The sequence below is a fragment of the Paraburkholderia sp. MM6662-R1 genome, assembly GCF_050436245.1.
Classification (GTDB): Bacteria; Pseudomonadota; Gammaproteobacteria; order Burkholderiales; family Burkholderiaceae; genus Paraburkholderia; species Paraburkholderia tuberum.
The window spans coordinates 3,018,893-3,033,490 of record NZ_JBNDLV010000001.1; the positions used below are offsets into that span (position 1 = coordinate 3,018,893).

11 protein-coding genes are annotated in these 14,598 nt (G+C 63.5%); 9 read left to right on the top strand and 2 right to left on the bottom strand.

Annotated features, from left to right (window positions below; all coding sequences use genetic code 11):
- Positions 1-3 precede the first annotated feature (3 nt).
- Entirely contained in the window at positions 4-1,200 is a 1,197-nt protein-coding gene (locus tag OKW39_RS14295) for a M20 aminoacylase family protein (RefSeq protein ID WP_429562906.1), read from the bottom strand.
- 187 nt (positions 1,201-1,387) lie between these two features.
- On the opposite strand from OKW39_RS14295, the gene OKW39_RS14300 reads away from it, so the two are divergent.
- Entirely contained in the window at positions 1,388-3,466 is a 2,079-nt protein-coding gene (locus OKW39_RS14300) for a molybdopterin-containing oxidoreductase family protein (RefSeq protein ID WP_429562907.1), read from the top strand.
- Between the two features lie 147 nt (positions 3,467-3,613).
- Positions 3,614-5,287, top strand: a complete 1,674-nt coding sequence (locus OKW39_RS14305) for a long-chain fatty acid--CoA ligase (RefSeq protein ID WP_090801981.1) — start codon at positions 3,614-3,616, stop codon at positions 5,285-5,287.
- 126 nt (positions 5,288-5,413) lie between these two features.
- On the opposite strand, the gene OKW39_RS14310 is transcribed toward OKW39_RS14305, so the two are convergent.
- Positions 5,414-6,610 (bottom strand): porin, encoded by a 1,197-nt coding sequence (locus tag OKW39_RS14310; protein ID WP_090801980.1) that lies wholly within the window; start codon positions 6,608-6,610, stop codon positions 5,414-5,416.
- 303 nt (positions 6,611-6,913) lie between these two features.
- On the opposite strand from OKW39_RS14310, the gene coq7 reads away from it, so the two are divergent.
- The 7 genes from coq7 (at position 6,914) to OKW39_RS14345 (ending at position 14,584) form a co-directional block, all read left to right on the top strand.
- The gene (coq7, locus tag OKW39_RS14315) at positions 6,914-7,552 is read left to right on the top strand and encodes a 2-polyprenyl-3-methyl-6-methoxy-1,4-benzoquinone monooxygenase (RefSeq protein ID WP_429562908.1); all 639 of its coding nucleotides are present in this window, start codon (positions 6,914-6,916) and stop codon (positions 7,550-7,552) included.
- Positions 7,553-8,009: 457 nt separating this feature from the next.
- Positions 8,010-8,438, top strand: a complete 429-nt coding sequence (gene mraZ / locus OKW39_RS14320; RefSeq protein ID WP_429562909.1) for a division/cell wall cluster transcriptional repressor MraZ — start codon at positions 8,010-8,012, stop codon at positions 8,436-8,438.
- 15 nt (positions 8,439-8,453) lie between these two features.
- On the top strand, positions 8,454-9,407 hold the full coding sequence (gene rsmH / locus OKW39_RS14325) for a 16S rRNA (cytosine(1402)-N(4))-methyltransferase RsmH (protein ID WP_090801977.1): 954 nt from the start codon (positions 8,454-8,456) through the stop codon (positions 9,405-9,407).
- Positions 9,404-9,754, top strand: coding sequence for a cell division protein FtsL (gene ftsL, locus OKW39_RS14330; RefSeq protein WP_090801975.1), 351 nt, complete (start codon positions 9,404-9,406; stop codon positions 9,752-9,754). Before rsmH ends, ftsL begins: the two co-directional genes overlap by 4 nt.
- A complete protein-coding gene (locus tag OKW39_RS14335; protein WP_429362904.1) occupies positions 9,751-11,616 on the top strand; it encodes a peptidoglycan D,D-transpeptidase FtsI family protein in 1,866 nt (621 codons plus the stop codon). The genes ftsL and OKW39_RS14335 overlap by 4 nt, the downstream gene beginning before the upstream one ends.
- The gene (locus OKW39_RS14340; RefSeq protein WP_429562910.1) at positions 11,613-13,175 is read left to right on the top strand and encodes a UDP-N-acetylmuramoyl-L-alanyl-D-glutamate--2,6-diaminopimelate ligase; all 1,563 of its coding nucleotides are present in this window, start codon (positions 11,613-11,615) and stop codon (positions 13,173-13,175) included. The genes OKW39_RS14335 and OKW39_RS14340 overlap by 4 nt, the downstream gene beginning before the upstream one ends.
- Complete coding sequence (locus OKW39_RS14345) at positions 13,172-14,584, top strand: UDP-N-acetylmuramoyl-tripeptide--D-alanyl-D-alanine ligase (protein WP_429562911.1); 1,413 nt, start codon at positions 13,172-13,174, stop codon at positions 14,582-14,584. The genes OKW39_RS14340 and OKW39_RS14345 overlap by 4 nt, the downstream gene beginning before the upstream one ends.
- Positions 14,585-14,598 lie beyond the last annotated feature (14 nt).

The following is a 14,598-nucleotide window of genomic DNA, read 5'->3' on the forward strand; positions in this document are numbered from 1 at the left end:
TCTCTACTTCCCTTGCGCCAGAAACTTCTGCGCCAGTCGGACCCAATACGTCGATCCCACCGGCAACAACTCGTCGTTAAAGTCATAACTCGCGTTGTGCAGCATACAAGGGCCCGCGCCGTGGCCCGCCTCGCGGTGGCCGCCATCGCCGTTGCCCAAAAACGCATAGCAACCCGGTTTCGCCAACAGCATGAACGAAAAATCTTCGGCACCCATGGTCGGTTCAACCGCGTCATCGATATTTTCCGCGCCAACGATCTCTTTCATGACCGACGCCGCAAAACGCGCTTCCTCGCTGCTGTTGATCGTCGGGGGATAGTTCCGGTGGAATTGGACCTGAACGGAGCAATCGTATGCTTCGGCCGTACTGTGCGCGATCTTGCGCATGCGTGACTCGATCAGGTCGAGCGTTTCTGTAGTGAAGGTCCGAACGGTCCCCGCGATCCAAGCGTCGTCCGGTACCACATTGACCGCATCGCCCGCATGTATCTGCGTTATCGACAATACCGCAGTATCCAGCGGCTTTTTGTTTCGCGTGATGATGCTTTGCAGCCCGTTGGCAATTTGCACCGCCGCAAAGACCGGATCACGGCCATTGTGCGGTAGCGCTGCATGCGAGCCGACGCCCTTGATTTCGATGCGAAATTCATTGCTCGACGCCATGATCGGGCCTTCGGTTACGCCGAAGTGGCCCGCCGGCATGCCCGGCCAGTTGTGAATGCCAAACACGGCGTCCACGGGGAATTTGTTGAACAAGCCGTCGTCGATCATAGCCTTCGCGCCGGCGCCGCCCTCTTCAGCCGGCTGGAAAATGAACACGATCGTGCCGTCGAAAGCACCATGTTTGGCCAGGTAGTGCGCGGCACCGAGCAGCATCGCCGTATGCCCGTCGTGCCCGCACGCATGCATCTTGCCGTCGTTCGTCGACCGATGATCGAAGCTGTTGAGCTCCTGGATCGGCAGCGCGTCCATGTCGGCTCGCAGACCAATCGCGCGCGAGCCGTTACCTCGTTTCGATACGCCGACCACGCCCGTCTTGCCGAAACCACGGTGGGTCTCGATGCCCCAGGACTCGAGCGAACGCGCGACGAGATCAGCAGTCGCCGTCTCTTCGTAGCGCAGCTCCGGGTGGGCATGGATGGTTCGTCGAAGGGTCTGGATTTCGCCACGAGCGGCCTGAATTTCGGGGATGAGTTTCATAATTGAGTGATTATGCGTTTGTGCTTGACGAGCATGAGATCGCCGCGGACCACGTCGGCCCGGGCACTGCGGATAATTCATTCTACGCCGAAGGCATTTTTGGTGGCGCCACCGAGGTCGGCGGCCTATAGACGTAATAAAATTCCACTTTGCGCGACCGCTTACTGCTCGCCAGGACACATTGCCGATGAACGCCCCGACCGAATTCGCGCGCGCCGTGTGCCCGCACGATTGCCCCGACACCTGCGCGATGCGCGTGACCATCGACAATGGACGGGCGATCAAGGTCGCCGGCGATCCCGACCATCCGCCGACTCAGGGCGTGCTGTGCACAAAGGTCAGTCGTTACGCGGAGCGTGTATACCATCCGAACCGATTGACGACGCCCATGAAGCGTGTCGGCCGCAAGGGCGAGGGCCGTTTCGAGCCAATCAACTGGGACGAAGCGTTCGACCTTGCCGCAAGCCGCCTCGGCGAGATTGTCCGTCGCGCGCCGGAAGCGATTCTGCCTTACAGCTACGCGGGCACGATGGGCCTGGTGCAGGGCGATAGCATCGCGCAACGCTTTTTCCACAAGCTCGGCGCCTCGCAGCTGGATCGCGCGATTTGCGCGGCGGCCGGCGCTGCCGGCCTCAAATACACGTACGGCGCCGGCATCGGTATGCACACCGAGTTTTTCGCCGAGAGCGAGGTGATCCTGATCTGGGGAGCGAATCCGATCGCATCGAATCTGCATTTCTGGACGCGCGCGCAGGAAGCCAAACGTCGCGGCGCCCAGCTGATCGCAATCGATCCGTATCGCTCGCTGACCGCGGAGAAATGCCATCAACACATCGCGCTAAAGCCAGGCACAGACGGCGCTCTCGCGCTCGGCATCATGAATGTCCTGATTACCGAGAATCTGCTCGACTACGAGTACATCGCGGCGCACACGCTGGGCTTCGCCGACTTGAAGGTGCGTGCGCTCAGCTATCCATTGTCTCGGGTTAGTGAAATCTGTGGTGTCGAAGAAGAGGAAATCGCCGATCTTGCGCGACTTTACGCCAGCACGAAGAAAGCCGCGATCCGCTTGAACTACGGGCTGCAGCGGGTGCGTGGCGGCGGCAATGCGGTGCGCGCAATCGCGTGTCTACCGTCGCTGACCGGCGCATGGCTTGAGCGCGCGGGGGGGGCGCTGCTGTCGTCGAGCGGTTGGGCACCGGTCGACTCGCACGCGTTGCAGCGTCCCGACCTGATGCCGGGTTGGCCGTCGAAGCCGAGTCGCGTGATCAATATGAATGCGATCGGCGACGCGTTGCTGCATCCGGGCGACGCGACGTTCGGCCCCAAGGTCGAGGCGATCGTGGTCTACAACTCGAATCCGGTCGCGGTCGCACCGGACTCCGAACGCGTCGCGGCGGGTTTTGGGCGCGAGGATCTGTTCACGATCGTGCTCGAGCATTTCCAGACCGACACCGCGGATTATGCCGACCTGCTGTTGCCTGCCACGACGCAGCTCGAGCATCTCGACGTGCACAAGTCGTACGGTCACACGCACGTGATGGTCAACCTGCCCGCCATCGCGCCGTTCGGCGACGCACGGCCGAATACCGAGATCTTCCGCAGCCTCGCGCGCCGCATGGGCATGACGGAACCGGCGCTCTTCGACAGCGACGAAGCCGTCGCGCAAGCCGCATTTCGCTGGGACGACAAGACGCTGGACGGTGTCGACTGGCCGATGCTGAAGCAAGCCGGCTGGGCCCGTCTCAATGTGCCTGACGCGCCATTTGCCGACGGTGGTTTTCGCACGCCATCCGGCAAGTGCGAGTTCTACAGCGAGCGCCTTGCGCAACAGGGCCTCGACCCGCTGCCGGACTACCTGCCGCCCTACGAATCGGCCGACGGCGCGCCCGAACTGGCGGTCCGCTATCCGCTCGCGATGATTTCACCGCCCGCGCGCAACTTCCTGAACAGCACCTTCGTGAACATCGAGAGTCTGCGCGCGACGGAAGGCGAGCCGCATCTGGACATCCACCCTGCCGACGCGCACGCGCGCGGCATCGGCGACGGCGATCAGGTGCGCATCTTCAACGACCGCGGCTCGATGCAAGCGCGTGCCCGCGTGACCGACCGGGCGCGCGAAGGCCTGGTCGTCGGGTTGTCGATCTGGTGGAAGAAGCTCGCGCCGGACGGCCGCAACGCGAACCAGTTGACGAGCCAGGCACTCACCGATTTCGGCGGTTCGGCGACGTTTTACGACTGTCTCGTCGAAGTCGAGCGGGCCTGAAAGCCGCGCCGCACATTGAAGCTGGCGCCCAGCCTCGCAAGTTCGAGGCTGCCGTCTAACCTCATCGCTTTGCCCATTGGCCGCAATATGCCCATGCTACGATGCGTTTTTAGCACGACCATTCGAAAATAATTCAGGAGACGCTGCATGGAGAAAATCTGGCTGAAATCTTATCCGCCCGGCGTTCCAGCAGAGATCGACCCGACACGCTATTCGTCGGTGGCCGAGTTGCTCGAGGAAGCCTTTCGCGAACACCGCGCAAAGCCGGCGTTCGTGTGCATGGGCAAGCAGATCAGCTACGGTGAACTCGACGAACTTTCGCGCAATCTTGCAGCGTGGCTGCAGTCGAAAGGGCTCACGCGCGGCTCGCGTGTCGCGATCATGATGCCGAACGTGCTGCAGTATCCAGTCGCGCTCGCCGCGATTCTGCGCGCGGGCTATGTGGTCGTGAATGTGAATCCGCTGTACACGCCGCGCGAACTCGAGCACCAACTGAAGGACAGCGGCACTGAGGCGATCATTCTGCTCGAGAATTTCGCGGGGACCTTGCAGGCAATCGTGCGCAATACGGCGGTCAAGCATGTGGTCGTCGCGGCGATGGGCGACCTGATGGGCATCAAAGGCCCGCTCGTGAACTTCGTCGTGCGCAAGGTCAAGAAGATGGTGCCGGCGTGGAGCCTGGCTGGGCACGTCAAGTTCAACGACACGCTCTCGGAGGGCGCACGTCTGACGTTCAAGCCGGTCCGGCAGGGGCCCGACGATATCGCGTTCCTGCAATACACTGGCGGCACCACCGGCGTGGCCAAGGGCGCGACGCTGCTGCACCGGAACCTGATCGCGAACGTGCTGCAGTCGGAGGTCTGGCTCAATCCGGTGCGCGCGAACCGCACGGATATCGATCAGTTCATTACGGTCGTCGCGTTGCCGCTGTATCACGTGTTCGCGCTGACCGTGTGCGGGCTGCTGACGATCCGCACCGGCGGTCTCGGCGTGCTGATTCCGAATCCGCGCGATATCCCCGGCATGATCAAGTCGCTCGAGGGGTATGCGATCACGACGATTCCCGCGGTCAACACGCTCTACAACGCGATGTTGAACAGCCCCGACTTCCATAAGCTCGACTTCTCGAAGCTGCTGACCGCGAACGGCGGCGGCATGGCGGTGCAGGAGGCGGTCGCGAAGCGCTGGTTCGAGCTGACGCGCACGCCGATCGTCGAGGGCTACGGGCTGTCGGAAACGTCGCCGTGCGTGACCTGCAATCCGGTCACCGCCACCGAATACAACGGCACGATCGGCCTGCCACTGCCGTCGACCGAAGTCTCGATCCGCGACGACGAAGGCAACGAAGTGCCGCCCGGCCAGTCCGGCGAGATCTGCATCCGCGGCCCGCAGGTGATGGCGGGCTACTGGAACAGGCCCGACGAAACCGCCAAGGTGATGACGGCGGACGGCTTCTTTAAATCAGGCGACGTCGGCATCATGGGCGCGGACGGCTTTGTGAAGATCGTCGATCGCAAGAAGGACATGATTCTGGTGTCCGGCTTCAACGTGTATCCGAATGAAGTCGAGGACGTCGTCGCAAAGCTGCCGGGTGTGTTCGAAGTCGCGGCGGTGGGCGTACCGGATCAGCATTCCGGCGAGGCAGTGAAGCTGTTCGTCGTGAAAAAGGATCCATCGCTGACCGACGAACAGATCTTCGCGTACTGCAAAACGCAACTGACCGGCTACAAGCGGCCGAAGGTCGTCGAATTCCGCACCGAGTTGCCGAAGAGCAATGTCGGCAAGATCCTGCGCCGCGAGTTGCGCGACGGCAGGGCTTAAGCGAGCGAAAAACAAAAGCCCGGCGCACGAAAGTGCGCCGGGCTTTTTGTTGCCCGTACAAAATCCGCGCATAAAAAAAGGCGCCCGAAGGCGCCTTTGAGACAAACTGCGTTTTTTTACGACTTATTAGAACTTGTGACGGATACCGATGCGAGCCGTGAACTGGTTGCTGCTCGTCGAACCGGTCAGGCCGTTGATGCCTGCCGTTGCTGCGACCACCTGACCCGTTGCGTTGACCGTGTCGCCCAAAGCGTGCTGGTACACGCCGACCAGGTACACGTCGGTACGCTTGGACAGGAAGTAGTCCACGCCCAGCGCGCCTTGGTGGTACTGAGCACGCGAGTTGCCTTCGATCTGCTCGCCGCGCGTGTAGTCATACGCTGCGCCGACCAGCAGTGCCGGGGTCAACTGATACTTGAAGTTGATTTCGCCGTTGTTGAACGTTGCCTTCTGGCCAGCGAACGGCGACGCGAACGTCTTGCCGAGGTTGCCGAACTGGATGTTCGAATACGTCAGGCCGATGGTTGCCGCGCCGAACGTGTATGCACCGCCCGCGCCGACGACCTGGTACGTGTTGGCCGATGCGAAGCCTGCGTAGATCGGGGTCGTGACTGCGAAGTTAGCTGCAGTAGTACCCACGGCCGGCGTATTCGTTGCGATCGTGCCGCCGTTGTTGAACAGACCGCCCGAAGCTGCCGGCGTACGCGCGTTCAAATAACCCAAGCCCAATTGCAGCGGACCGTTGTTATAGCCAGCACCCAACGACCAGATCTGGTTGTGCGTGAAGTCACCGGCGACGCCGCCGAAGCTATACGTGCCGCCGAACGTCAGGCCGTTGTAGTTTTTGCTGGTGTACTTGACCGTGTTGTTGGTGCGATACGCGTTGTTGAAGTTGTCGATATCGCCCGGGTGAGCGGCGATGTAGCCGCCCCACTGATCACCCGATTCGAACGGACCCACGTAGTCGACGACGGAGTCGTACTGACGACCCAGCGTGACCGTGCCGAACTGGCTCGACAGACCGACATATGCCTGACGACCGAACATCAGGCCGCCTTGACCGAGCTTGCCGTTGGTCACGTCAAAGCCGTTTTCCAACACGAACAGGGCCTTCAGACCGCCGCCCAGATCTTCAGTGCCACGCAGGCCGAAACGCGAGCCTTGCAGGACGCCGCTGGACATGTTGTACAGATGCTTACCGCCCGAGTTGGTGTTCATGTTGATACCAACGTCTACGATGCCGTACAGGGTCACGCTGCTCTGCGCATGAGCGACGCCTGCGAATGCGCCCAGTGCTGCGAGAGCGAGAAGCGACTTTTTCATCGAATGATCTCCAAGGAATACGAATCTTTTGTACAAGGCGAAATATTTAGTTAGTGCTGAAGGCCTTGCTGTCCAACTTCGCGAGAAGTTGCCACGTAATGTAACAAAAGGCATACATGGAACAAAGAAAAAGGAGTCGCTCCGGAAGGCCGCTGTTTCGTTTACGCAACATGGTCTAGAATCGCAAATTAACCGCCCATTGCATGCGGATTGGTGCCTGTCGGGCCACCGGTTTCGCGTCGCGAGGCCTTGTCGCACGGACCTTCCGGAACGATGCGGCGGTATCGAATCAGGGAGCGCTTTATGTTGCTGGACGAGTTGATTGGCGAGTTTGATCGGGGTTTACGCTCACTGACGGGGGTCTCGCGGATGAGCCGTCCGCTGCCGCTTCCGCAGGCTTCCGCGGCGACGGCCGAAGCTCCCGAACTCTCGCCCGCGGAGCGCGCGCATGCGGCGGGTTTGATGCGAGTGAACCACGTCGGCGAAGTGTGCGCGCAGGCGCTTTACCAGGCGCAGAAACTCGCCACCGACTCACCTTCATTGCGCGCCATGTTCGATCACGCCGCGTCGGAAGAAGAGGATCATCTGGCGTGGACCGCCAAACGCCTCCAGGCGCTCGACTCGCGTCCGAGTCTGCTCAATCCGCTGTGGTACACCGGCGCGCTCGCGATCGGTCTCGCCGCGGGGCGTCTCGGCGATCGAGTGAGTCTTGGCTTCATGGCCGAAACGGAGCGCCAGGTCGAGCAGCATCTCGACAGTCATCTCGACCAGCTCCCCGCCGCGGACCATGAATCGCGCGCGATCGTCGAGCAGATGCGCGTCGATGAAGCGCAGCACGGCAAGGCCGCGATGGACGCGGGCGGCATCGAGTTGCCGTTTCCTGCACGCGCGTTGATGCGTGTGATGTCGAAGGTGATGACGCGCACCGCCTATTACATATGAGCGTTTCACCCGCTTCGCTTCGCTAACCGGAGCACCGCACGTATCGCCTCAGCCATCGCTGAACGCATTTCCGCAAGCGAGACGGCGCCGCGCGCCCCGTTCGTCGTCGGTCCGGGCGACGCCGCCTGTTCCCTTTCAGAATCCCTTGACGATCTCTTTCAATTCGCGCTGTTTCCTCGCACTTTTCACGTATCACCTTCACAAGTTGCACTAGCCCATTCATTTATAACGGTTTTCCGTTTTTATGCGGGACGTGAAGGAGTCGCCCTAAGTCCTTGTTCTAGCAAACAAAATCCGCTCGAAAAGCGCGCCGCTCCCTTGACCCGTGTTTAGCGTTCCTCTAAAGTGGGAGACAGTGTGAGAAAGTGTATTTTTGTGTGTTCCCGGCATCACTTTCGGGTAGATTTTCACGGACCGGGCGGGCGGCGCAAACAGCGCCGCAATAGGGGAGAGCGAAGTGTTCCAAGGGGCGTCGGCGCTGACGCTCGATGCGAAAGGGCGGATGTCGATTCCCTCTCGTTATCGGGATGCGCTGCAAACACAGGCAGAGGGCCGGGTGACGATCACCAAGCACCCGGACGGCTGCCTGTTGCTCTTTCCGCGCCCCGAATGGGAAATCTTCCGTGACAAGGTTGACAAGCTGCCCATGAACGCCGCCTGGTGGAAACGCATTTTTCTCGGCAATGCAATGGATGTGGATATGGACGGCGCAGGCCGTGTGCTCGTGTCGCCGGAGTTGCGAGCGGCTGGCTCGCTGGAGAAAGAAGTGACCTTGCTCGGCATGGGCCGCCATTTCGAGCTGTGGGATGCACAGATCTACGCCGCGAAGGAACAGGCGGCGATCGCCGAGGGCATGCCCGAAGCGTTGAAAGATTTCACGTTCTGATCGCGGCTTATTTATATGGCTTCTGCGATGGGAAACGAATTGCAGCATCGCACGGTGCTGTTGAACGAAGCGGTCGATGCGCTGGTCACGCGCGCCGACGGCACGTATGTGGACGGCACGTTCGGCCGTGGCGGCCATAGCCGCCTCGTGCTGGAACGGCTCGGTGAAGCAGGGCGGCTGATCGCGTTCGATAAAGATCCGCTCGCGATCGCGACGGCGCAGAAGATCGCCGATCCGCGCTTTGCCATCGTCCACGAGAGTTTTGCTTCACTGCGCGCCGCGATGGCGGAGCGCGGGGTAGGGCGTGTGTCGGGGGTGTTGCTGGATCTGGGCGTGTCGTCGCCGCAAGTCGACGATCCGGAGCGGGGCTTCAGCTTCCGCGCCGACGGCCCGCTCGACATGCGGATGGACCCGACGCGCGGCGAGTCCGCCGCTGACTGGCTCGCGCGGGCCACGGTGCAGGAATTGACGGAGGTGATACGAGATTATGGGGAAGAACGGTTTGCTTTTCAGATTGCAAAGGCGCTTGTTGCTCGCCGGGCAGAGTCCGACCGTCTTGGGCCTCTCGTCAGCACGGGCGAGCTTGCCCAAATCGTGGCTAACGTCGTCAAAACCCGTGAGAAGGGCAAGGACCCGGCAACCCGCACCTTTCAGGCTATACGGATTCACGTCAATCAAGAGCTTGCGGAGCTGCAAGTCGTTCTAGAAGCAGCGTTGTCGTTGTTGGAGCAAGGGGGGCGGCTGGTGGTCATCAGCTTTCATTCGCTCGAGGACCGGATCGTCAAGCGATTCATGCAGGCGCACGCGAGCACGCCGGCGGTGGATCGCCGTCTGCCGATCCGCGCGGTCGACCTGCCGAGCCCTCCGCTCAAGATCATCGGCCGCGTATTCGCGAGCGACGCTGAGGTCGCCGGCAACCCGCGCGCCCGTTCTGCCGTGATGCGCGTGGCGGAGCGGATCGCGCCATGAACCGCCTCAATATTTTCCTGCTGATCATCGTGATGGGCTGTGCCTTGTCGGTCGTCAACGCGACCAATCAGCAGCGTCAGATCTTTATCCAGCTGCAGCGCGCGCAGTCGCAGGAGCGTCAGCTGCAGCAGGACTATTCGCAGCTTCAATATCAGCAGAGCGCGCTGTCCAAAACGTCGCGCATCGAGCAGCTCGCCACCGCCTCGCTGAAGATGCAATCGGTCACCACGGGCCGCACCCAGTACCTGACGCTCGCCCCGGGCGCCGCGACGGCGATCGACGCACCCATTCCGACTTCCGCGCCGGCCTCGGCGCCGGTCGCGACCCGTCGCGGAGCCACGCGATGAAAAAATCGTCGGCCCACAAGAGCGTTGCGTTTTCGGCCAACCCGATTCTGTCGGTGCGCCTGCCGATGTGGCGCTCGAAGCTCGTCGTGTTCCTGCTGTTCATGGCGTTCGTCGCGCTTGCCGCGCGCGCGTTCTGGATTCAGGGCCCGGGCAACGCGTTCTATCTGAAGCAGGGCGAGATCCGCTATCAGCGCCGCATCGACATGCCGGCCACGCGCGGCAAGATTCTCGACCGCAACGGTCTCGTGCTCGCCACGAGTCTGCCGGTGCGTGCAATCTGGGCGATTCCCGAATCGGTGCCCGACGACCTCGGCGCCGACAAGCTCGACGCGCTCGGCAAACTGCTCGGCATGACCACTAGGGAATTGCGCTCGAAGCTGTCGGAAGACAAGACCTTCGTCTACGTGAAGCGCCAGGTGCCGGTCGACGTCGCAGAAAAAGTCGCGGCGCTCGACATCCCCGGCATTTACTCGCGCGACGAGTACAAGCGCTTCTATCCGGAAGGCGAGATCACCGCTCACCTGATCGGCTTCACGAACGTCGAGGACGAGGGCCAGGAAGGCGTCGAGCTCGGCGACCAGAAGCTGCTCGCGGGCATGTCGGGCAGCCGTCGCGTGATCAAGGACCGGATGGGCCACATCATCGAGGACGTCGACGAACAGGTCGTGCCGCACAACGGCAAGGACGTCGATCTGTCGATCGACAGCAAGATCCAGTACATCGCCTATACGAACCTGAAAGCGGCCGTCGAGAAATTCAAGGCGAAGGCCGGCGCGGCGATGGTGATCGACGTGCGCACCGGCGAAGTGCTCGCGCTCGTCAATTACCCGACCTACAACCCGAACGACCGCTCGCACCTGACCGGCGACCAGCTGCGCAACCGCATCCTGACCGACACGTTCGAGCCGGGTTCGATCATGAAGCCGTTCACGGTGTCGCTCGCGCTCGATCTGCACCGGGTGACGCCGACTACACTGGTAGATACGGGCAACGGCCACTTCGTACTCGACGGCGCGCCGATTACCGACGACAGCGGCTTCGGCGTGCTGACGGTCGGCGGCGTGATCCAGAAGTCGAGCAACATCGGCGCGACCAAAATCGCGATGCAGTTGCGGCCCGAAGAGATGTGGAACATGTACACCAGCATCGGTCTCGGCCAGGCGCCGAAGGTCGGCTTTCCGGGCGCGGCGGCGGGCCGTCTGCGTCCGTGGAAGAGCTGGCGCCGTATCGAGCAGGCGACGATGTCGTACGGCTATGGCCTGTCGGTGTCGCTGTTCCAGCTCGGCCGCGCGTACACCGCGATCGCGCACGACGGCGAAATCATGCCGGTGACGATTTTCCACACGCCGGGCGACCCGCCGGCCACCGGTCCGCAGATCTTCTCGCCGACCACCGCGCGTGAAGTGCGCGCGATGCTCGAAACCGTGGTGTCGCCGCAAGGCACGTCGCCGGATGCGGCGGTGCCCGGCTATCGCGTCGGCGGCAAGAGCGGTACCGCGTACAAGCACGGTCCGCACGGCTACGACCACTCCAAATATCGCGCCTCGTTCGTCGGCATGGCGCCGATGCCGAATCCGCGCATCGTCGTTGCGGTGTCGGTCGACGAGCCGACGGCCGGTAGCCACTTCGGCGGCCAGGTGTCGGGCCCGGTGTTTTCGGGCATCGCCGGGGATACGCTGCGCGCGCTGAACGTGCCGCCCGACATGCCCGTCAAGCAGATGGTCGTGTCCGACGATTCGGCGCCGCCCGCGCCCGGCGCGCCGGCCACGCCGCCCGTGGTGAAGAAGCTGTCGACGAGCCCCGGCGTGAAGAAGATGACCATTTCCGCCAACCCGAAAAATCATCCAGGAGTCGAGCGATGAGCGCGCTGCGCGAGCAACATCCAGCGCACCGGCAGATCGCCGACGCCCTCGCCTGGCTGCACGCACACGTGCAGCCAGGCGCGCATCTGCACGCCGACACGCGCTCGCTCGCGGCCGGCGACGCGTTCTTCGCGTACGCGGTCGATGGCGCGGACAACCGCGCATTCATCGACGCGGCCATCGAGCGCGGTGCGGCCGCCGTGCTCGTGCAACCCGAAGGTTTCAGCGGCACGCTCGACGCGGCCGCCGCACATGCGGTGCCGGCGTTGAACGAACTCGCCGGCACGATCGCGAGCGCGTGGTATCGCGATCCGAGCGACGCGATGCTCGCGGTCGGCATCACCGGCACGAACGGCAAGACCTCGTGCAGCCAGTGGGTCGCCGCGGCGCTGTCCGCGCGCGGCACGCGCTGTGCGATCGTCGGCACGCTTGGCACTGGGCTCGTTGGCCAACTCGTGCACACCGGCTTCACGACGCCCGACGCACCGCAATTGCAACGCAGCCTCGCGCAATTGCGCGACGCGGGCGCGCAGGCGGTGGCGATGGAAGTGTCGTCGCATGCGCTGCACCAGGGGCGCGTGAACGGCACCGCTTTCGACATCGCGGTGTTCACGAACCTGACGCAGGACCATCTCGACTATCACGGCACGTTCGAAGCCTATGAAGCCGCCAAGGCGCGTCTGTTCGCCTGGCCCGAGCTGCGCGCGGCCGTAATCAATCGCGACGATGCCGCCGGCCGGCGTTTGCTCGCGAGCACGCGTAGTCACGCGCGCACGATCGCGTATGGCATCGAGGGCGAGCATGGCGACGCCGACGCTGACGGCACACCGCAAGCCGACGCGTGGCTCACTGCATCGAACGTGCATGCCACCGCGACCGGCACCGCGTTTCATCTGAGCACCTCGGACTGGGGCAACGCCGAAGTCGAAGTGCAAACGCTCGGCCTCTTCAACGTCGGCAATCTGCTCGCGGTGCTCGGCGTGCTGCTCGCCGCCGACGTGCCGTTCGACGCTGCGCTCGCCGAACTCGCGAAGCTCGAACCGGTGAACGGCCGCATGCAGCGTCTGGGCGGCCGTCTGCAGAACGACGAGCCGCTCGTCGTGATCGACTACGCGCACACACCCGACGCGCTCGAAAAGACGCTCGAAGCACTGCGGCCGATCGCGACCGCGCGCGGCGGCGAACTCGTCTGCATGTTCGGCTGCGGCGGCGACCGCGATGCGACCAAGCGTCCGCTGATGGGCGCGATCGCCGAGCGGCTGGCGGACAACCTCGTCGTGACGAGCGACAACCCGCGCAGCGAAGATCCGCTCGCGATCATCGAGCAAATTGCCGCGGGCATGCAGGAAGCGTCGCAGGCGCGCCGCATCGAGGACCGCGCGAGCGCGATCCTGCAGGCGATCCGCGGCGCCGCGCGCGAAGACGTGATCGTGCTGGCCGGCAAGGGGCACGAAGCCACACAGGAAATCATGGGCAAGAAACGCGCTTTCTCCGATCAGGACCACGCCCGCCTCGCGCTTGCCGCGCGCGCCACACAAACACGCGGAGGTGGCGAATGAACATGTTCTCGCTACGTGCAGCCGCCGCGCAGATCCCCGGCGCGAGCGTCACCGGCGACGACAGCGTGCGCTTCGAGCGCGTGTCGACCGACAGCCGCAGCGCTGGCCCCGGCGATCTGTTCATCGCGATCAAGGGCGACCGTTTCGACGCGCACGACTTCCTGCCGCAAGTGGCCGAGCGCAACGTCGCGGCGGTGCTCGTCGCGCGCACGCCGGATAGCTGGAGCGTGCCCGCGATCCGGGTCGCCGATACGCGCGAAGCGCTCGGCGCGCTCGCGCGCGGCTGGCGTCGTCAGTTCGACCTGCCGCTCGTCGCGGTCACGGGCAGCAACGGCAAGACCACGGTCAAGGAAATGATCGCCTCGATCTTCGCGGCCGCGGTCGGCGCGGATGCGCGTCTCGCGACCGCGGGCAATTTCAACAACGACATCGGCCTTCCGCTCACGCTGTTCCGTCTGCATGCCGCGCATCGGCTCGCGGTGGTCGAACTCGGCATGAACCATCCGGGCGAAACTGAACAGCTCGCGAAGCTTGCCGAGCCGACGGTTGCCGTCGTCAACAACGCGCAGCGCGAGCACCAGGAATTCATGGCGACCGTCGAGGCGGTCGCGCTCGAACACGCGAGCGTGATTCACGTGCTGTCGCCGGAAGGCACGGCGGTATTCCCCGCCGACGACGCATACGCGAGCATCTGGCGCGTCGCCGCGACCGGCAGCCGCATCATCGATTTCGCGTTGGACAGCGCGGAGCGCACGACCGAAGCCGCGGTGAAGGGCAGGTTCGACGGCAAGCGTTTGAGTATCGACACGCCGCAAGGCCATCTCGACGTCACGCTGCAGGTGCTCGGCAATCACAACGCGCACAACGCGCTCGCGGCGGCCTCCGCCGCGTTGGCAGCGGGCGTGTCGCTCGACGCGATCCAGCGCGGCCTCGAATCGTTCGGCGCGGTGAAGGGCCGTCTGCAGGTCAAGCAGGCCGTGCTCGGCACGCTCGCGGGCGCAACCGTGATCGACGACACCTACAACGCGAATCCCGATTCGATGCGCGCCGCGATCGACGTGCTCGCGTCACGTGAATCGCCGCGTGTGCTCGTGATGGGCGACATGGGCGAAGTCGGCGACAACGGCCCGGCGTTTCACCGCGAAATCGGCGCGTATGCGAAAGAGCGCGGTATCGACGCGCTGTATGCGATCGGCGACGCCTCGCGCGACGCCTGCGCCGCATACGGCGCGGGTGCGCACCACGTCGCCGATGTCGGCGCACTGGTCGCGCACCTGCAGCAGGCCGGCTTCGGCGCTGCCGCAACGCTTCTCGTGAAAGGCTCGCGCTTCATGCAGATGGAGCGCGTGGTGGACGCCGTTACGAGTCCACAACCCAACGCCGCGGGCACGACGCCCGCTGCACATTGAAATAGAAGGATCCA

Coding starts and splice junctions, on each gene's coding strand:
- OKW39_RS14305 (WP_090801981.1), top strand. CDS start 3,614: ATGGAGAAAATCTGGCTGAAATCTTATCCGCCCGGCGTTCCAGCAGAG.
- OKW39_RS14310 (WP_090801980.1), bottom strand. CDS start 6,610: ATGAAAAAGTCGCTTCTCGCTCTCGCAGCACTGGGCGCATTCGCAGGC.
- OKW39_RS14295 (WP_429562906.1), bottom strand. CDS start 1,200: ATGAAACTCATCCCCGAAATTCAGGCCGCTCGTGGCGAAATCCAGACC.
- OKW39_RS14335 (WP_429362904.1), top strand. CDS start 9,751: ATGAAAAAATCGTCGGCCCACAAGAGCGTTGCGTTTTCGGCCAACCCG.
- OKW39_RS14300 (WP_429562907.1), top strand. CDS start 1,388: ATGAACGCCCCGACCGAATTCGCGCGCGCCGTGTGCCCGCACGATTGC.
- OKW39_RS14345 (WP_429562911.1), top strand. CDS start 13,172: ATGAACATGTTCTCGCTACGTGCAGCCGCCGCGCAGATCCCCGGCGCG.
- rsmH (WP_090801977.1), top strand. CDS start 8,454: ATGGCTTCTGCGATGGGAAACGAATTGCAGCATCGCACGGTGCTGTTG.
- OKW39_RS14340 (WP_429562910.1), top strand. CDS start 11,613: ATGAGCGCGCTGCGCGAGCAACATCCAGCGCACCGGCAGATCGCCGAC.
- coq7 (WP_429562908.1), top strand. CDS start 6,914: ATGTTGCTGGACGAGTTGATTGGCGAGTTTGATCGGGGTTTACGCTCA.
- ftsL (WP_090801975.1), top strand. CDS start 9,404: ATGAACCGCCTCAATATTTTCCTGCTGATCATCGTGATGGGCTGTGCC.